17 protein-coding genes are annotated in these 17,897 nt (G+C 48.3%); 10 read left to right on the top strand and 7 right to left on the bottom strand.

What is annotated here, in order from left to right; all coding sequences use genetic code 11:
- The first annotated feature begins 786 nt into the window (after positions 1–786).
- From psaA to OXH18_RS24355, 3 genes are all read left to right on the top strand, one after another.
- A complete protein-coding gene (gene psaA, locus OXH18_RS24345) occupies positions 787–3,063 on the top strand; it encodes a photosystem I core protein PsaA (protein ID WP_268610126.1) in 2,277 nt (758 codons plus the stop codon).
- Between the two features lie 221 nt (positions 3,064–3,284).
- Positions 3,285–5,513, top strand: a complete 2,229-nt coding sequence (gene psaB / locus OXH18_RS24350; RefSeq protein WP_268610127.1) for a photosystem I core protein PsaB — start codon at positions 3,285–3,287, stop codon at positions 5,511–5,513.
- A 200-nt stretch (positions 5,514–5,713) separates the two neighbouring features.
- Entirely contained in the window at positions 5,714–5,917 is a 204-nt protein-coding gene (locus OXH18_RS24355; protein ID WP_268610128.1) for a hypothetical protein, read from the top strand.
- Between the two features lie 152 nt (positions 5,918–6,069).
- Here the strand turns inward: OXH18_RS24355 and OXH18_RS24360 are convergent, their stop codons facing one another.
- Complete coding sequence (locus tag OXH18_RS24360) at positions 6,070–6,438, bottom strand: VOC family protein (RefSeq protein ID WP_268610129.1); 369 nt, start codon at positions 6,436–6,438, stop codon at positions 6,070–6,072.
- A gap of 298 nt (positions 6,439–6,736) precedes the next feature.
- Here OXH18_RS24360 and OXH18_RS24365 point away from each other — a divergent pair, with 298 nt between their 5' ends.
- The 3 genes from OXH18_RS24365 to OXH18_RS24375 all read left to right on the top strand — a co-directional run bounded on the left by OXH18_RS24365 (position 6,737) and on the right by OXH18_RS24375 (position 10,043).
- Positions 6,737–7,423, top strand: a complete 687-nt coding sequence (locus OXH18_RS24365; RefSeq protein WP_268610130.1) for an OB-fold-containig protein — start codon at positions 6,737–6,739, stop codon at positions 7,421–7,423.
- 145 nt (positions 7,424–7,568) lie between these two features.
- Positions 7,569–9,581 (top strand): flotillin family protein, encoded by a 2,013-nt coding sequence (locus OXH18_RS24370; protein WP_268610132.1) that lies wholly within the window; start codon positions 7,569–7,571, stop codon positions 9,579–9,581.
- Between the two features lie 27 nt (positions 9,582–9,608).
- Complete coding sequence (locus OXH18_RS24375) at positions 9,609–10,043, top strand: hypothetical protein (protein WP_268610133.1); 435 nt, start codon at positions 9,609–9,611, stop codon at positions 10,041–10,043.
- 422 nt (positions 10,044–10,465) lie between these two features.
- On the opposite strand, the gene OXH18_RS24380 is transcribed toward OXH18_RS24375, so the two are convergent.
- Positions 10,466–10,822 carry a hypothetical protein gene (locus tag OXH18_RS24380; RefSeq protein ID WP_268610134.1) on the bottom strand — a complete coding sequence of 119 codons (357 nt, stop codon included), beginning with the start codon at positions 10,820–10,822 and terminating at the stop codon, positions 10,466–10,468.
- A 241-nt stretch (positions 10,823–11,063) separates the two neighbouring features.
- Between OXH18_RS24380 and OXH18_RS24385 the strand changes: the two genes are divergently transcribed.
- From OXH18_RS24385 to OXH18_RS24395, 3 genes are all read left to right on the top strand, one after another.
- Positions 11,064–11,990, top strand: coding sequence for a LysR family transcriptional regulator (locus OXH18_RS24385; RefSeq protein WP_268610136.1), 927 nt, complete (start codon positions 11,064–11,066; stop codon positions 11,988–11,990).
- Positions 11,991–12,072: 82 nt separating this feature from the next.
- Positions 12,073–13,041 (top strand): helix-turn-helix transcriptional regulator, encoded by a 969-nt coding sequence (locus tag OXH18_RS24390; protein ID WP_268610137.1) that lies wholly within the window; start codon positions 12,073–12,075, stop codon positions 13,039–13,041.
- Positions 13,042–13,243: 202 nt separating this feature from the next.
- Positions 13,244–13,612 carry an MAPEG family protein gene (locus tag OXH18_RS24395; protein WP_268613250.1) on the top strand — a complete coding sequence of 123 codons (369 nt, stop codon included), beginning with the start codon at positions 13,244–13,246 and terminating at the stop codon, positions 13,610–13,612.
- Positions 13,613–13,688: 76 nt separating this feature from the next.
- Here the strand turns inward: OXH18_RS24395 and OXH18_RS24400 are convergent, their stop codons facing one another.
- The 4 genes from OXH18_RS24400 to OXH18_RS24415 form a co-directional block, all read right to left on the bottom strand.
- Positions 13,689–14,579: an alpha/beta fold hydrolase gene (locus OXH18_RS24400; protein WP_268610138.1), complete on the bottom strand. Its 891-nt coding sequence runs from the start codon at positions 14,577–14,579 to the stop codon at positions 13,689–13,691.
- A gap of 143 nt (positions 14,580–14,722) precedes the next feature.
- The gene (locus tag OXH18_RS24405) at positions 14,723–14,950 is read right to left on the bottom strand and encodes a hypothetical protein (protein WP_268610139.1); all 228 of its coding nucleotides are present in this window, start codon (positions 14,948–14,950) and stop codon (positions 14,723–14,725) included.
- Positions 14,951–15,177: 227 nt separating this feature from the next.
- Positions 15,178–15,528 carry a DUF3140 domain-containing protein gene (locus OXH18_RS24410; RefSeq protein WP_268610141.1) on the bottom strand — a complete coding sequence of 117 codons (351 nt, stop codon included), beginning with the start codon at positions 15,526–15,528 and terminating at the stop codon, positions 15,178–15,180.
- A 13-nt stretch (positions 15,529–15,541) separates the two neighbouring features.
- Positions 15,542–15,754, bottom strand: coding sequence for a hypervirulence associated TUDOR domain-containing protein (locus OXH18_RS24415; RefSeq protein WP_268610143.1), 213 nt, complete (start codon positions 15,752–15,754; stop codon positions 15,542–15,544).
- 295 nt (positions 15,755–16,049) lie between these two features.
- On the opposite strand from OXH18_RS24415, the gene OXH18_RS24420 reads away from it, so the two are divergent.
- Positions 16,050–16,649 (top strand): CAP domain-containing protein, encoded by a 600-nt coding sequence (locus OXH18_RS24420; RefSeq protein WP_268610144.1) that lies wholly within the window; start codon positions 16,050–16,052, stop codon positions 16,647–16,649.
- 43 nt (positions 16,650–16,692) lie between these two features.
- Here OXH18_RS24420 and OXH18_RS24425 read toward each other — a convergent pair whose 3' ends face one another.
- On the bottom strand, positions 16,693–17,118 hold the full coding sequence (locus OXH18_RS24425) for a response regulator (RefSeq protein WP_268610145.1): 426 nt from the start codon (positions 17,116–17,118) through the stop codon (positions 16,693–16,695).
- Positions 17,119–17,897: the final 779 nt, after the last annotated feature.

Raw genomic sequence — 17,897 nt, forward strand, 5'->3', positions numbered from 1 at the left:
CGAGCAAATTAAGCGAACTAACAAAATTTCCCCGTTTCTATAGATCACTTAGTTCGATCGGTGACATCAATACGATCGCCAAAATACAATTGCCAAGCGGGTCCCAATTAGGTTGCACCGGATGCCGATCTCTCCCAATCCCCCTTTAACTAGGGGAGATGCTGCTGGAGTCGGGTGAATGCAAGACCGCATGACAGAGACTGAATATAAACCAGAATCTGAATGAAATATTTCATTTCACAAATATTACTTGCACAAACTCACGTGGAATGTATTTAGATAGTTGAGTTATCTCTATGACTGGAATTAAAAATTTCTAAGAAAAGTCATTATCGATCATTAAATTATTAAGATTCATTGAAATCACTGGAAAATGTTGCTGTGTCTTGATCACAGCATTCACTTTCAAAAATCATTGAATGTTTCGTTTTATAAAAAAATCTCAATGATGCACCATTTTTTTGCTGATGACGCGCCCAAAAACCTGGTGGATCAAGCGTTTGCCAATTTGAAATATTGTTAACCTACTTCATGATGGTTTGAATACAGTTCTATAATGCTCGTCAGTACCTCCCCAAGCCGCGAACACTGTTCTGATTTGTTTCGGGCTGTTGTTCTGTGGATTCCCTAGTTAAATAAGGCGGAGTCTAGATCTTTTAGACGCTCCCATCTGGTCTCATTACGCCTCTTTATCATTCCTCGCCTGGTTTTCAGGTGAACTTCCAGGGAAACCGGCTGCTTGGGTCAAGGCTACTCGTTCCTTGTCTAGAGAGAGGAGAGTCTCTAATGACAACTTCCCCACGGGAGCGAGAGGCGGCAACACCGAAGGTTAGAGTCGTGGTCGATAAAGACCCCGTGCAAACTTCTTTCGAGAAGTGGGCACAACCTGGTCACTTCGATCGCACCCTCGCTAAGGGTCCAAAAACGACGACTTGGATCTGGAACCTTCACGCCGACGCTCACGATTTTGATAGCCATACCAGTGACCTAGAAGATATATCCCGAAAAATCTTCAGCGCCCACTTTGGTCACTTAGCCGTTGTGTTTGTTTGGCTCAGCGGCATGTACTTCCACGGCGCGAAGTTCTCCAATTATGAAGCGTGGTTGGCTGACCCCCTGCACATCAAACCCAGTGCTCAGGTGGTTTGGCCGATCGTTGGTCAAGAAATTTTGAATGCGGATGTTGGTGGTGGTTTCCAGGGAATTCAAATCACCTCTGGATTTTTCCAACTCTGGCGTGCATCTGGCATCACTAATGAGTTTCAGCTTTACTGCACCGCGATCGGTGGTTTGGTGATGGCTGGGTTGATGCTATTTGCAGGCTGGTTCCACTATCACAAGCGTGCTCCGAAGCTGGAGTGGTTCCAGAATGTGGAGTCGATGATGAACCATCACCTAGCAGGTTTGCTAGGGTTGGGTTCTCTGGGCTGGGCGGGGCATCAAATTCATGTCTCGCTGCCCATCAACAAGCTGTTGGATGCTGGGGTTCCCATTCGGGATATTCCCCTACCGCATGAGTTCATTCTCAATCCCAGCTTGATGAAAGATCTCTATCCCAGTGTTGATTGGGGAATTCCCAGCGGTATTATTCCTTTCTTCACCCTCAATTGGGGAGTCTACTCTGACTTCCTTACCTTCAAGGGGGGCTTAAACCCTGTCACAGGGGGGCTGTGGTTGTCGGATACAGCTCATCACCATGTGGCGATCGCTGTACTATTCCTCATTGCAGGGCATATGTACCGCACCAACTGGGGCATTGGTCACAGCATGAAGGTGATCCTAGAGAACCACAAAGGCCCCTTCACTGGCGAAGGCCACAAAGGTCTTTATGAGATTCTCACCACCTCTTGGCACGCACAGTTGGCAATTAACCTAGCCATGTTGGGTTCGTTGACTATCATCGTGGCCCAGCATATGTACGCGATGCCGCCGTATCCATACCTGGCTACGGACTATCCCACGCAGTTGTCCATCTTCACGCACCACATGTGGATTGGTGGCTTCCTGATTGTGGGAGCGGGTGCTCATGCATCCATCTTCTTTGTGCGGGATTACGATCCAGCTAAGAATGTGAACAATTTGGTAGACCGAGTGCTTCGTCACCGCGATGCCATCATTTCTCACCTCAACTGGGTTTGTATTTTCCTCGGCTTTCACAGCTTTGGTTTGTACATCCACAACGATACGATGCGAGCGTTGGGTCGTCCTCAAGACATGTTCTCGGATACGGCGATTCAGCTTCAGCCTGTGTTTGCTCAGTGGGTACAGAACTTACACACCCTTGCACCTGGCAATACGGCACCGAATGCGTTAGCTCCCGCTAGCTTTGCCTTCGGCGGCGATATTGTTGCAGTGGGTGGCAAAGTAGCGATGATGCCGATCGCCCTGGGTACGGCAGATTTCATGGTGCACCACATCCATGCGTTCACCATTCACGTAACGGTGTTGATTCTGCTCAAGGGCGTATTGTTTGCCCGTAGCTCTCGTTTGATTCCAGATAAGGCCAACTTGGGCTTCCGCTTTCCTTGCGATGGACCCGGTCGGGGCGGCACCTGCCAGGTTTCTGGGTGGGATCACGTCTTCCTAGGTCTGTTCTGGATGTATAACTCCTTGTCGATCGTGATTTTCCACTTCAGTTGGAAGATGCAGTCGGATGTCTGGGGTACGGTGAACGCCGATGGAACGGTGTCTCATATCACAGGCGGTAACTTTGCTCAAAGTGCGATTACCATTAACGGCTGGTTGCGCGACTTCTTGTGGGCGCAGGCGGCTCAGGTAATTGGCTCTTATGGCTCGGCTCTGTCTGCCTATGGCTTGTTGTTCCTGGGTGCTCACTTTGTTTGGGCGTTTAGCTTGATGTTCTTGTTCAGCGGTCGCGGCTACTGGCAAGAGTTGATCGAGTCGATCGTCTGGGCCCACAACAAGCTACGAGTTGCTCCTGCGATTCAACCTCGCGCTCTGAGCATTATTCAGGGACGCGCAGTTGGAGTGGCGCACTATCTGTTGGGCGGAATTGTCACTACGTGGGCATTCTTCCTAGCTCGGATCATTTCAGTAGGCTAGCATTGGCTTCAAAGGTTCTCTCTAGATGGTTTGGGCACGGCTTTGGCTGTGCCTGCCGAGACCCTAGCAAGGTTGGCTGAGGTAATCAATGGCATAAGATTTTTAACTAAAAGATCGCCGCGCTGATTACATCAGCTTCTAAAATCCACCTTCTAAACTTCGGTACACTAGAGTCGAACAGCGCAAAGCTAATCGCTAATTGAGTTCATCAATTAGGACTTATGGCAACAAAATTCCCCAAATTTAGCCAGGACTTGGCCCAAGACCCGACTACTCGTCGGATCTGGTACGGGATTGCCACTGCCCATGATTTCGAGAGCCACGATGGCATGACGGAAGAAAATCTTTACCAAAAGATTTTCGGTACTCACTTCGGTCATCTGGCAATCATTTTCCTCTGGACTTCCGGCAACCTCTTCCACGTCGCTTGGCAAGGTAACTTCGAGCAGTGGGTCAAAGATCCGCTGAATGTCCGTCCCATCGCCCATGCGATTTGGGACCCCCACTTCGGTCAACCCGCTGTGGATGCTTTCACTCGAGCAGGTGCAACGAATCCGGTTAACATTGCCTACTCTGGTGTCTATCACTGGTGGTATACGATCGGCATGCGCACCAATGGCGATCTATATCAGGGTTCCATCTTCTTGATGATCCTGGCGGCTATCTTCCTGTTTGCAGGATGGTTGCACCTTCAGCCTAAGTTTCGCCCCAGCTTGTCTTGGTTTAAGAACGCAGAATCTCGTTTAAATCACCACTTGGCAGGTCTGTTTGGCGTTAGTTCGTTGGCTTGGACAGGTCACTTGGTTCACGTGGCTATCCCTGAATCGCGTGGTCAGCATGTAGGTTGGAATAACTTCCTCACCACGCCGCCCCATCCCGATGGTCTGCTGCCCTTCTTCACAGGTAACTGGGGAGTGTATGCGGCTGATCCCGATACTGCCAATCATGTGTTTGGTACAGCTCAAGGTTCGGGAACGGCGATTCTCACCTTCTTAGGTGGTTTCCATCCTCAAACTGAGTCGCTGTGGTTGACAGATATCGCTCATCACCATCTGGCGATCGCGGTGCTGTTCATCATTGCAGGTCACATGTACCGCACCAACTTTGGTATCGGTCACAGCATCAAAGAAATGCTGGACTCCAAAGCAGGTTTGTTTAGCCCTCGCAGTGAAGGTCAGTTCAATCTGCCTCACCAAGGCCTGTACGACACCTACAACAACTCGCTGCACTTCCAGTTGGGCATTCACTTGGCTGCCCTGGGTGTGATCACCTCACTGGTGGCTCAGCATATGTATTCGCTGCCGCCCTATGCTTTTATGGCACGGGACTACACAACGCAGGCAGCCCTATATACCCATCACCAGTATATTGCTGGCTTCATCATGGTGGGTGCGTTTGCTCACGGTGCGATCTTCTGGGTACGGGATTATGATCCGGCAGCCAACAAGGGCAACGTGCTCGATCGCGTGTTGAATCACAAAGAGGCGATTATTTCTCACCTAAGCTGGGTGTCCCTCTTCCTTGGATTCCATACCTTGGGTCTGTATGTACACAACGATGTCATGCAAGCCTTTGGTACACCTGAAAAGCAAATTCTGATCGAGCCTGTGTTCGCTCAGTTCATCCAAGCCTCCCATGGTAAGGTGCTATATGGTTTCGATACCTTATTGTCGAATCCTGACAGCATTGCATCTACGGCTTGGCCAAACCACGGTAATGTCTGGTTAGGCGGCTGGTTAGATGCCATCAACGCCGGTAATAATTCGCTGTTCCTGACTATTGGACCTGGCGATTTTCTGGTGCACCATGCGATCGCGCTAGGTTTGCACACCACCACTCTGATTTTGGTGAAAGGTGCATTGGATGCGCGTGGTTCTAAGCTGATGCCTGACAAGAAAGACTTCGGCTATGCCTTCCCTTGCGATGGACCCGGTCGTGGCGGTACTTGCGATATCTCTGGTTGGGACTCGTTCTACTTAGCCATGTTCTGGATGCTGAATACGATCGGTTGGGTGACGTTCTACTGGCACTGGAAGCACCTAGCAGTGTGGAGTGGTAACGTGGCTCAGTTCAACCAGTCGTCTCCAACGATCATGGGTTGGTTGCGCGATTATCTCTGGCTCAACTCGGCTCAGTTAATTAATGGCTACAACCCATACGGCATGAATAATTTGGCGGTCTGGGCCTGGATGTTCCTGTTCGGACACCTGGTTTGGGCAACTGGATTCATGTTCTTGATTAGCTGGCGTGGTTACTGGCAAGAGTTGATCGAAACGTTGGTTTGGGCGCACGAGCGCACACCTCTGGCAAACTTGATTCGCTGGAAGGACAAGCCCGTAGCCATGTCGATCGTTCAAGGTCGTTTGATTGGTCTAGCTCACTTTACGGTTGGCTACGTCCTCACTTATGCGGCCTTCCTGATAGCCTCAACGGCAAGTCGATACGGTTGATCGATCGTTTAGACATATCTGTTAGATAATTGACTCCCCTGCCAAAAGGCGGGGGATTTTTGTATTTATCAAACTCAAAATTAACAATCCGACAAAAAGTAACGCTTCGTTGCGCACTAAAATACGAGTAACCCGCAATATGTTACGTTCAATAGCAATACTCGATCGTCTTGTTGAACTTTTGAGAGAGGGAAACTATCTTGGTTGCTAATTTTCATCCACACGTTTCAAATCCTTATTCCCGTGAAGATTTTAGCGAGTACGTAGCTCATCTCCAGCTTCACATGGCGTTACAAGCCCGTAAGTTAGTGCCAACCTTGACTCAAACGTCAGACAGCCGAGAGCAACTGCTGCACCAAACCCAAGCTGATTTTGAAAAATTTGTTTCTCGACAAGTGCTGTAAGAGGAACACGAACGAGATAAAATCCAAAGTATTCAAGCTTAATATCAACCTTGTGAAGGTCGGAATCCTGTAGCGATCCCGACCTTTTTGTTGACTTGCTCTTGTTTGTTGACTTGCTCTTGTTGGGTGGCTCGATCGAGCGTAACTGAGATTTAGTGGGCCACACTTGCCACTGGCGCAGGTTCATACAGGTACTCAAACCAGTTGCCTTCTGGATCGCGTCCATAGAAAGAGGCAGTGCCGTCTCGATGCTCGTGGATGGGTGTAATGTGAACGCCATCAGCTTTCAAGCGCTCGTAGGCTGCATCCACTTCTGAACGATCGTTGAAAATGAAGCCAAAGTGCGGACCAGCTTGAGCATAGCTGGGGCTAAGCAGAGCTAACCCATCCTCTCCAGCTTTCAGGTAAGCCCAATCGGGATCTTTCCATACCAACTCCATGCCCAGCGTTTGATAAAACTGGGCTGCGCGATCGAGATCTTCTACACAAATGGCCACATGACCAATCCGTTTGAGTTTCATGATGTGAGACAAGAGTGAAATAAAAATTAAAAAACTTTTCGCTTTCCCCAGTTCTATTTTAAGCCAGCTATTTTAGGTGTAGCGAGTATGCAAGTCTAGTACAGGATTCGGGAATCCTGGGTGTGAGTTGTGATGATCTCCATGTTGCTGCTCTCGCTAGTTAGTTTGTCGCTTGAATTGCTTTAATTTGAGTTGAGTTTAAGCCTTGATATTGAAGCACTTGATGTTGAAGCATTAGTCTTCTCGCTTTTCGATCGAGTTGTTCTCGCTTTATTTACCTCTTCACGTCTTAACAGCAATGCCCCTCTTTGATCTTGTGAACCTGCCGTACTGGATTCTTTTGGGCTTGGGCATCCTGTTGTTTTTAGTTGTCATTGTCTCTGGTGGTGGCAATGATGATACAGATCTCGATGTGGATGCCGATGTAGATGCCGATATGGATGCCGACGCGGATGCTGAAGCAGATGGCATGAGTTTCATGCAAGCGCTTAGTTGGCTCGGCTTTGGCAAAGCTCCTTTAATGCTGCTTTTAGCGATCGATCTCAGCCTTTGGGGATTGCTGGGATGGATGCTAAACGTCTTCGTAGGTGGCGTTTTGGGTAGATTTCTGGGTGGCTTCGTCGGGGTCATTATCTTAGTAGGATCATTCATCCTAGCCTTAGTCATCGGTAGTCAAATTGCAAATCCAGTCGGCAAAATCTTTGAATCCTTTGGCGAAGACACCAGCAGCGATCGATTAATTGGTTGCACGGGTCGAGTTAGCACCGTGCGCATTCCCGCCATCATCGAAGGCACCATCGGACAAGTAGACGTAATCGACTCGGCCCGCAATTTAGTTACCGTCAACGCCATACTGCCTGACTGGGCTACCATCACACCCAAACGCGGCGATCGAATCTTAGTCATCGAGCGATTGCCCCAAGGCTACCTCGTCATTGCCAAAGATAGTCCCGATCAGGATCGGTGGCTGAATCAACCGTCGTAAACAAACGATGAGGGCAATGCAGGATTCACCTCTCGCTTTCAGACAGGCATCCATCGCGTTAGTCACGGCTGTTGCCATTCTCCACTCCCGACTCCCGGCTCCCGACTCCCCACTTTCTACTCCCCACTCCTAACCCCTTTTACCTATGCTTTACTGGCTAACCTTTCTCCAATCCTTACCCACAATTTCAACTGAATTAACCTCGATCGCAAACCGAGCCGAGTCCGATTCTCAGATTGATTCCAATCCAGACGTGAATGCAGAGTCGGTATTAGTGGCGCAAACGGTAGTATCTCCTGACATCGCGACGTTGCGGAGTGTGCCGCCGTCCCCGGTGCTGGGGCAGTTGAACGGGTTGCTGATTTTTCCTGGTGTGATTGCTGGGTTGATTGTGCTGCTGTTGCTCAGTGTGTGGGCCTACACGCGGGTGTACACAATTACGCCCAACAACGAAGCCTTTGTGCGTACAGGCGGGGTATTTGTCAAACGCAAAACAGTGATTCTTAACGGGGGCTGTGTAGTGCTGCCGGGATTTCACGAATTAACGCGAGTACCGCTGCGAGAAATTTCGATCGACGTAGAACGTACTGGAAAGCTGGCTGTGCGCACTCGCGATTATTTACGAGCCGACATGCGCGTCACGTTTTATGTCTGCATCAACGCTACCGAAGAAGATGTGCTGACAGCAGCAGCGCGGTTGTCTCAGGGCAATAAGATTACCCCAGAAGACATCAAGAATGCGTTGGAAAAACGAGCCGATGACGCCATCCGAGCGGCGGCCAAAACCAAGAGCCTAGCCGAAATTGATTCTGACAAGTTGGGATTTGCCCAAGAAGTGCTGAATTTGGTGCAGCAGGACTTGAACAAAGTGGGGCTGACGCTGAATAATATTGCGATTTCTGAAATTCAGGAAAGCGACACCTACGATACGAACAATTTCTTTGATGCGCAGGGTGTGCGACTGCGGACGGAAACAATTCAGCAATCGATTCAGCAAAAGCGAGAGGTTGAACTGGCGACACAGGTAGCAATCGAACAAAAGGAACTAGATGCCCGCAAGCGATCGCTATACATTGAGCAAGAAAAAGAAGCGGCTCGATTGGAGCAACAGTTACAGGTAGAAGCCTTGAAAGCTCAGCGAGAACGGGAAATTCAGGAAGCGAAGGAACGGGAAACAGCCGCCACCCAGCGCACCAAAATTTTGCAGCAAAAATCTGTGGAAGAAGAGGAAATTCGGCGACAGTTGAGCATTAAGCAAAGTCAAATTGATGCAGATATTGAACTAGAGGAACGCAATAAGCAGCTAAAGGTCGCAAAAGCGTTGCAGCAGCAAGAATCAGAGGTGGCCGAAATCAATCGCAAGAAAATTGTTGATGCCTCGCAACTAGAAGCGCAAGTACAAGTGGCTGAAGCAGAACAACTTGCCCGGTTGGCTCAAGAAAATGTAGCGATCGCCATCGCTGCCAAACGCAAAGAGAGTTTTGAAGCCGAAGCCCAGCGCGCCAAAGCGGAAGCTTCAGTCTCTACAGCAACAGAGATTGAAGTGGCAGAAAGACAGCGGCAACTGGCCGTCATTGCAGCACAACGAGCGGCAGAAGAACGTCGCATTGCCGATCAAAACGTGGTGGAAATTGAAGTGTTTCGGCGGCGGCGGCAGGCAGAAATTGCTAGGCAGACAGCGGAACTAGAGGCCGAAGCTGTTCGCACCCTAGCAGAAGCTAACAGAGATAAAGCATTAGCGGAAGCGGAAGGACTGCAAGCGCAAGTGGAAGCCAAAAATCAGCTAAGCCATGCTCGTCTGCTGGCGGAAACGCTGATCACGATTTGGCCAGAACTATCCGAGAAACTGCCAGAACTGATGCAAGCCCTAGCTCCTCAACCCGGCGTGATTGGCGATGCACGGGTCTATGCTTTTCCGGGCGCGAATGGTAGCAATGGCAATGGCAATGGCAACAACAACAGTACTGGAGACATCAGTAAAATTCTCCTATCCACTAGCGGTTTATCGGTTGTCAATGCCCTACTAGAAGACGGCAAGCTTGGCTCGCTCTTGGGGCAAGTTGGGCAGTTGGTGCGGCAGGAACCCGTGCGGCAAGAACTCATTGATCAAGATTCGTCCCGCTGCAACAGCGATGGGGAGCAATCCGGGGTAAGCTGAGAGATAAAGAGATTTATGATTCAACGTATGGGATTCAGGTTATTAGGAATTGCGATCGCCACTTGCTGCCTCTGGCTTAGTAGTTGGGTTGTTACACCGCCCGCTTCGGCACTCACCCAAATTCGCTTGTTTGACCTGTCTTACCAGGATTGCCCCACCGAACTAGCGGAGGGAGCTATTACAGCCGGGGGTAGTAGTATGCCTGCCAACTGCTTCATCATCACAGGCAAAGCCGACAACAAATCTGGAAAACCTGTACAGAATGCGGATATTTTCGGACGCATTTTTGATGCCAATGATAATCCTGTGATTCAAAACCGCACTCGGTTGGGGTCGATCGATGAAGTACCGCCGGGTATCAGTGATTTTGAGTTACGCATTTCGGTTCCTGCCAATCAACCCACGCCATTAAAGTTGAAGCAATTCAAGGCATCTGGCTTTACAGGTGTCGTGCGTCGTTAGCCATAGAGGCAGCGTTGAGTTTAGAGTTTCCATCATTGAGTCGCGATCATTCTGATAAATGTTCGGCCCAACATTCTAGTTTTTATTGCCAACTTTTATTGTCAACAATTACCTACTATTCGGTCTATTGCTGGGGCAGTGGCAGTATTAGTTGAACTCACAAGTGATACCAATTTAAATTGAGAACGTGGCAGATCGGATAAGGGCGATTCGCGATTCGCCCTTACGAGCAGTTCATCTGTCGCAGAGATAGTTTAAAGCGGTATGAGATATATTCTCGTGGTTCCAAATTGAGTTGGAGGATCTAAAAGCGGTACGGGCAGGACTATACAGGACTATAATTCACTCAAACATTGCCGCGCCCGCTTCACAAATCGCTCCAGGGCGATCGCCCCACCATTAAGCTGCGAATATAGGCTCAATTACCGCAACGCCCACAGTCGATATTGCTGTTGCTCGAACGTTTTTTCTGCGTTCGTGTGGGTGTAGTAGCGAGTTTCAATCCACTCCCGCATTTCGTCTTCTGAGCCACGAGTGACAAATTCGCCAGAAACCGGATCATAGGCTTGCCAATACAGTTGCCCACCTGCTCCAGTTCTCTGCCAAACCCGGAGTTCTGTTTTGCCACTGAGAGATTGCATAAAGCGCTGCCAAAGCTGGCTGAACCAGTTGGGGTGGGTCGTTTTTCCTTGAGCTTGGCCGCTTCCTTGAGCGCGATCTGCTAGTTGAAGACGCAAATCCCACCCGTGGCGCTCCAGATAGTGCTTAGAGGTTTTCATGGATAGCATCCTCCAAATTTGTTACTCTTCTAACGTATCGTTTTGTAAAATCAGTAACAAATCATTACATCGATGGATGGTATGTACGGAATTCATACCTTGATGATTGACGTTTCATACGATCGGGCGACTGTAGGATACACCGATCTTTGGCAGCATGTTGACATGGCTTCGTGTGCCCATCTCTGCTGATTCACGATCGTCTCAACTTTTGACCTGAACTTTACCAAGCCATCGTGCCATGAATTTATCTCAGCTTCGGGCCGTTGTGGCGGTTGCCGATCGACAAAACTTTAGTGAAGCTGCCTTAGCTTTGGGCGTGAATCAATCCACTGTCAGCCACGCGATCGCCGCGTTGGAAGAAGAATTGGGTGTACCGTTGTTTGTGCGGGGACGACGAGGAGCCATCCCTACCCCAGCCGGAGAGCAAATTGCTGAGTATGCGCGTCAAGCCCTTCAGCTTTTGGACTTGATTGAGCGGGAAGCTAATCTACACAAAAGTTCGCGGGGTGGAAAAATTCGAGTTGCTGCCTTTCGTAGTGTGGCTACCCATGTGCTGCCGACGGTGATGGCTCAGTTTCGCCAACGGTTTCCTGGTGTCACCGTAACGATCGTGGATTGTCCAGATGAAGTGCGGGCTGAACAACTGCTGCGCGATGGGCGGGCAGATTTGGGTTTCACCTATTTACCCACAGAGGCAGACTTTGAAGCGTGGGAAATTCTCCGAGATGAATATGTCGTGCTATTGCCCCCATCGATGGCGCTTAAGTCCGATCGGCTCACTTGGGCAGAACTAGCTGCCCTGCCGCTGATCTTGCCGCCAGCGGAACAAACTTGCGACGTAGGATTACACCAACACCTGACTGCTCATGCCGGTCGCCTCAATATTGTTTACAAAATTAACCAGGACTCCACGATCGTCGGGATGGTGATGCAGGGCTTGGGCGTGGGAATTTTACCGCGTTTGGCTGCGGAACCCTTACCCGAAGGCATTCAAGTGCAGAGCTTACCTGTGCCCTATGAGCGGGTAATTGGAGTAATCTTGTTATCGACTGCCCTGCATGTGCCTGCCGTCTTTGCGTTTTTAGACATGCTCAAGCAGGTTTACCAACTGCCTACAACATCATTCCCCCACTCAGCAAATTCGACTACTTTGCGATCGGTTTAAGCGGGATTGTGGTGCGGCGCTATGAAGACGCAGAAGTGCTGATGAGAATATTGATTCACTGTTTGACAGATGGAGTCACAAAATGAGTTGCATTGAGGCAAGCGACGATGGATTTAGACCTAGGCAACACTTGTCTGCCACCCTCTTAGACTATCGCCAAGAGAATGCTTCGGATCAGATTGTTCCCAAACCTGCTGTTCTACAAAGTTCGGGATGGACTGGACTGCATTTTGAACTGCATCAGCAACCTGCTTTTGCCACCGATACTCATCAGCATACAATGCATGTGCTGGCTGGCGGGTTGATTGGTTCATCTAACCGAAATGCCCCCGGTACTCGATCGCTCGATGGCAAACGATCGCGAGAAAGACGGGACGCCAACGATATTGCGATTATTCCAGCAGGAATCTCCCATTCTTGTAGCTGGGATGTTTCGGCCCAATTTATGGTGCTGGCTATTGAGCCAATTCTGCTGCAACACATGGGGCAGGACTGGGTGAACCCTGATCAGATTGAACTGCGACCGCAGTTTATGAGCGAGTCGGATGCGTTCATTCAAGGTATCTTTGCTACCCTCAAAGCAGAAGCAGAGATCGGGGGAATGGGCAGTTTCTTGTTAATTGACAGTCTCAAAACGTCCTTAGCGATTCATCTACTCCGGCATTATTGTGCCACGCGCCCCAAACTCTTCCAGAGTTCTAACGGCTTATCTCAAGCCGCGTTAACGCGGGTGAAAGACTACATCAATGAGCATTTGCATCAGGTGTTGAACCTGAGTAAGATCGCCGCGATCGCCCAACTTAGCCCCTATCACTTTCTACGCTTGTTTAAGCAACGCATGGGAATCACGCCGCATCAATACATTTTGCAATGCCGGCTAAATCGAGCCAAATATCTGCTGCAACATAGTGAGTTAAGCATTGTCGAAATTGCTGCTCAGACAGGATTTTGTGATCAAAGCCATTTGACTCGATCGTGCAAACGCATCATGGGTATGACGCCTAAGCAACTCATGCAATGGCGATCTGGTTCTCGCAACAGGGTGGAATGATACTTCGCTACGCTGTAAGCGATCGCAAGAATATCCCAAACCTCCGCAACTTTCTTCTAGAGCCTGAAGGCACTCCTTTTTTACAGTAGGAGTGGAGTTCAGAGGAAAGAAAATGCAACTTGAGCACAGTACAAATTTGGCAATTGGCCACAGCGTATCCATCCTACCCATGACGGCTCCGCTGTGGGGACTGGTCATTTTTATGCTCTGGACGATCGCTGTTGTAGTTCTCTTACTAATAGTAAGAATTCGGCATTTAGCGGCAGGAGGTAGCCCCAAAGACTTCGGAGTCATGGATAATGACAATTTAATGTGGCGGTTATTTCGTGTTCAGTCAAACTTGATCGAAAATTTACCATTATATCTAGGTGTTGTTCTTCTTCTAATACTTCGAGGAGTAACTGGGGTGATAGTTGATGGGTTAATCAGCGTCTATATTATCTTCCGGCTATTACACTCGATTGTTCATATTATAGGTGCCGATCCAAGGTTGCGAATAGCTAGCCTAGCGATTCAATTTAGTTGTCTCATTGCATTAATCGAACTTGCAATCTTTTATCGATCCCATTGACTGTAAAAGCACAGTATGCCCCCATCAAATCTTAGGGATATGCCGATTTCTGACCCATAACACACAGTTGAATAGGTTATTCAGCATACTCCTTCTGAATGTCACGTAAAGCTTGCTGAAGATCGGGACTGTGCAACCAGCCTACAAATCCTGCATAAAGGCACTGTTCGTCAGCCGCTGCTACAAAAATATGATCGATACCTGCCCAGTTTTTCCAAACGCGAATCGTACTGCCGTCAGGTAAGGTAATCATTGGTTTTGCTTGCTGAAAACCGCGCCAATGACCATCGGTGATACCTGGAATTGCTCGAATGCGTTGAATGATATCGTGTAAACGTAGAGAAGTACAGATGTTAAAATCTTCCCAAAAATCGCGAATGGTGGAAACCACTAGTGGATGATTGCGTAATGCTGGGTGCGACAAATCAGTGAGGCAGATAAATCGGGCGTGGGAAAATTGGGTACAGGCGATCGGAACTGTGCCATCACTACCTTGATCATAGTCACCGGCAATTACTAGGGTTGGGATGGCAGCCGCGATTACTTCAGCGATAGATTTGCGATCTTTCCCCAGATCTCTGGCAATACCAATCCCTAAGTTAAATGGATCAATCATCCGTCCCAAATCGGCTCCACCAACAGGTGAAGCGATTAGTACCAGCGAATGTACCTTGGGCCACCATTCGGGATGTCGATGCAACACCTCCAACCAAATTAGCCCTCCCATCGAGTGACCAATGATTTTGAAGGGGACCTCTGGATATTGCGCTAGATTGTCTTGAGCGATCGTTTCAACTGTTTGAATAAAGGGCGCGATTCGAATCCAGGTTTGGATGTAGCCCAGATTTGGAGCAATAATCCGAGTCGAAGCGTCCACCAACTGATGCGCTAAGGCAATCATGGCGCGATTGTCATCAGCCCAGCCGTGCTGTACAAACAACAGGAAGTCGGGTGTAATGGAAGCCACGCGGCAACCCTCAAAACCACATCACTCAAACTTACATCTTCAGGCTAGCCGTAAGCTCTCGCAGTAAAAAAGAGGGAATTGTCCAAGGCATGAACCATGATCCCTCTTTCAAACCCAACAAAAAAGGAAAGCAACCCGTAGCTTTACTTTCCTCTAATGAAATGATTTTCTATCGTAGCCTGAGGCATCAAATCGATTGGGCAGTTCTCAAACCCGCCTTCTACTTCTAAGGCAACACAACCTTTGTGCTCAAACTCATAGTCTTGCGATCGCCGGATTGCTTGCTGCCTTGGGTTCCATCCTCCTTCAACGCTGTTTATACCCACTAGATGCATAGAGTCGTCATACTGACAGGAGGTCCACTTCTTCATAGGACACATCTCCTAAAAGAGCGAAAGAATATTCTTTAGTATATAAGATTACCTTAACAAACACATAAGCGAATTTAAACAATCGTTAAGCTGAGACATGCAGCAATTAGTCTGTTCAGCAAGCTGATTCGCTAGTTTCATACTGATACGTCATAAACCAATTACCCTATTTCAATGCTAAAAAGTCAACAGCGGGTAGTGCTGCTGACTAGTTGCATTGAAACAAGTTAGGATTTGAGCGGATCATGTCCCCAATTCATCAGTGAGTAGCGCCAGCGCGTGGCTTGAATGTCGCCAGCCGGACGCTGGGCTGAATGACGATGAATGTAGGCAATTACTTTTTTCATGTGCGATATATCATCTTCGCTGTAATCAGCCTGCTTTGTGTGCAATAGCTCGACAATGCGACGACCAGACTGATGCCCTATCGATTCACTGTCACCGTCTTTTTGTCCTACTTGCTGTGATTCTTCGGTCTTTAGCCATGACTCCAATTCTTTAGGCGTCATATTCACCACATCTTTGAATTCTTTGATGGTGGCGCGATCGCTCTCGGTGATGCTTTCTGTCTTTGCCATACAGGCTCCTAAATCAATCTACCTTGTCTAAAGATTCTGGCTTATGAGCAGCCTGCTTGCCGCTTTTATCGCTTTTGACTAGATATTCTGGATTATCTTTGGATGCCGCTACATGATGTCCTTTGATGTCTATTGGTTCGGTCAATTTCTTTTCAACGGTTCCTTCCGTTTTGCCGTGTGATGTTTTCCACTCCACATGATCTCCCTTTTTGAATTGCTTTGCCATAAAACATGTCCTATCGCTGTAATCGGTTTGCGCCAAGGTTGATATATGATTAAATTCTGTTAACTAATTTAATAAGAACTGCTAAGAAAATAATCTGACTCAAGATTGAAATATTGGGACTGAAAACAGGGTTGCACTCAATCGTCGCTAGATGTAATGGCTCAGGAAAGGCATGAAACAGCCTAAAAATTGCTATACCTGAGAAGTAGATGGATATAAAGGCGAAGCAACTCTCTTGCGGCAACATCATCAAACATCCCGAACTGTTCTAGCACCTCCTTCTTTGTTCACTTCTATGCCAACTCAAACCCGTCAACGGGCTACTTCAAACAAGTCCAGACGGGTCTGGCTAATACGTTGGCTTTGGCCGGTACTGGCCTTAGGCATTACCGGTTGCGAACCGTTGTCCCAGTGGGTAGAACAGCTTCCCGATTTGCCTGATTTACCAACGGCTGAATCGCCCCAAGTTCCTGCTCCTGTTCAATCGCCAGAAACAGCCGAAATTGAAGCCCAAATTCGGCAACGCATTAATGAGATTCGGCTAGAGCAAGGGCTAACAGATTTGCAGCAAAACGATCGCTTAGCCGAGGTTGCCCGCCGCTATAGCCAACGCATGGCTGAACAAGCGTTTTTTAGCCACACTAGCCCCGATGGTGACACCCCAGCCCAACGAGTGCAATCGGCTGGAATTCGCTACTGGATGGTGGGCGAAAATCTGTTTAGAAGCAGCAATATTCCTCGACCCGTTGATGCTGCTGTGGAAGGCTGGATGGAAAGCCCCGGACATCGAGAGAACATTCTACGAGCAGAATATCGCGAAACTGGGATTGGTGTTTGGCGTCATGGCAGTGACTATTACATCACCCAACTATTTCTGCGATCGTTCAGTTTTTAAGCGCCTAGTTACTAGGGTGCAGTTAAGCGCTGATGGAAGAACGTTATCTACCGGGTTCAGGTTGCTGCGAATGATCAAGCAATGCCCGAATCGCAACCATTAATTCTTGAATATCCAGCGGTTTTGACAAATAAGTTTCAAACCCCGCTGCCAGGATTTGCGATCTTTCTTCTTCACCAGTAAACGCAGTCAATGCAATGCTGGGAAGTTGCCAACCTTCTGTTGCGGTCAGTTGCTTTACTCGACGAATCAGAGAGTAACCATCTTCTCCAGGCATATTGACATCACTAATTAGCAGTGCCGGACGGATCTGGGAAAGTTGCTGAAATGCCTCAGACGCCGATCGTGCCTGAATGACTTCAGCTTGACATTGTTCTAGGATGAACGTCATCAATTCCAACGAGTCTTCATTATCGTCAACGACAAGGACTTGTAATCCCTCCAGATCTGGAAAATCGTCCATGGACATAGTCGGTTCTTCTCTTGAAGCTGCAAGGTTTTCAACGGCGTTTCATTGTTCAATTCATTTACAGAGCAAAGCGCTTGATGGACTGCCTGAGAGGATAGGTTGCGCAATCGTCGGCATGTCGAGGCTGGACTGGTACGGAACCTTAGCCATGGCGACAAACGCTGTGTTCACAGCATCAGCCAACGGACAATCAATCCGCCGATGCACGGAGAGTGGTTCGAGAGCAACCTTGATCTTCGACCTTGATCTAATTCAGTACTTTGACCAAAGATTAACGTGAGGTTGTCTAGCAACCAGTAGTGAACCTAAACTCAACCTGGACTCAAATCAGTCAGACTTTAATCAGTCAGACTTTAAAAAGTTGAGCAATCACCAGCCAATCAACACAACTGAATGCTTCAAGAGTAACCTTACTGTTGTCAGCTTCCAGGAATAAAACGAAATTGTTGGGTGGAATTTAGTCGTATTAGTTGTGTCAAGAAGTAAACAGCAGAATCCTAAATAGAGAAGCTTGAATTCAATTCAAACCATCACACGCAAGCAAAATTCTATATAACTAAAAAGCTATTAACGACTCAATGATTTATCACTAGGCTGAAGCATAGAAATCCTTTTCTGGCACTGATCTCAGGACTCTTGTATCCTAGCATTTGCTGCTAAGAGTGTGTGCCAAATAAGAGACTCAAATTGATAGCATTTGTTCGATTGAGATTGCATAGGATTTAATTGAATGGCAGTTTATTAAGTGGCAGTTTAAAGTCCAGTTATGTGCTGATTAA

It is taken from the genome of Thermocoleostomius sinensis A174 (assembly GCF_026802175.1).
GTDB lineage: Bacteria > Cyanobacteriota > Cyanobacteriia > Elainellales > Elainellaceae > Thermocoleostomius > Thermocoleostomius sinensis.

Bases quoted from the DNA above. Each gene is read 5' to 3' on its own strand.
- OXH18_RS24425 (WP_268610145.1), bottom strand. From the start codon at position 17,118: ATGTCCATGGACGATTTTCCAGATCTGGAGGGATTACAAGTCCTTGTC.
- OXH18_RS24385 (WP_268610136.1), top strand. From the start codon at position 11,064: ATGAATTTATCTCAGCTTCGGGCCGTTGTGGCGGTTGCCGATCGACAA.
- OXH18_RS24410 (WP_268610141.1), bottom strand. From the start codon at position 15,528: ATGGCAAAGACAGAAAGCATCACCGAGAGCGATCGCGCCACCATCAAA.
- OXH18_RS24380 (WP_268610134.1), bottom strand. From the start codon at position 10,822: ATGAAAACCTCTAAGCACTATCTGGAGCGCCACGGGTGGGATTTGCGT.
- psaB (WP_268610127.1), top strand. From the start codon at position 3,285: ATGGCAACAAAATTCCCCAAATTTAGCCAGGACTTGGCCCAAGACCCG.
- OXH18_RS24405 (WP_268610139.1), bottom strand. From the start codon at position 14,950: ATGAAGAAGTGGACCTCCTGTCAGTATGACGACTCTATGCATCTAGTG.
- OXH18_RS24360 (WP_268610129.1), bottom strand. From the start codon at position 6,438: ATGAAACTCAAACGGATTGGTCATGTGGCCATTTGTGTAGAAGATCTC.
- OXH18_RS24365 (WP_268610130.1), top strand. From the start codon at position 6,737: ATGCCCCTCTTTGATCTTGTGAACCTGCCGTACTGGATTCTTTTGGGC.
- OXH18_RS24375 (WP_268610133.1), top strand. From the start codon at position 9,609: ATGGGATTCAGGTTATTAGGAATTGCGATCGCCACTTGCTGCCTCTGG.
- OXH18_RS24395 (WP_268613250.1), top strand. From the start codon at position 13,244: ATGCTCTGGACGATCGCTGTTGTAGTTCTCTTACTAATAGTAAGAATT.
- psaA (WP_268610126.1), top strand. From the start codon at position 787: ATGACAACTTCCCCACGGGAGCGAGAGGCGGCAACACCGAAGGTTAGA.
- OXH18_RS24370 (WP_268610132.1), top strand. From the start codon at position 7,569: ATGCTTTACTGGCTAACCTTTCTCCAATCCTTACCCACAATTTCAACT.
- OXH18_RS24420 (WP_268610144.1), top strand. From the start codon at position 16,050: ATGCCAACTCAAACCCGTCAACGGGCTACTTCAAACAAGTCCAGACGG.
- OXH18_RS24390 (WP_268610137.1), top strand. From the start codon at position 12,073: ATGAGTTGCATTGAGGCAAGCGACGATGGATTTAGACCTAGGCAACAC.
- OXH18_RS24415 (WP_268610143.1), bottom strand. From the start codon at position 15,754: ATGGCAAAGCAATTCAAAAAGGGAGATCATGTGGAGTGGAAAACATCA.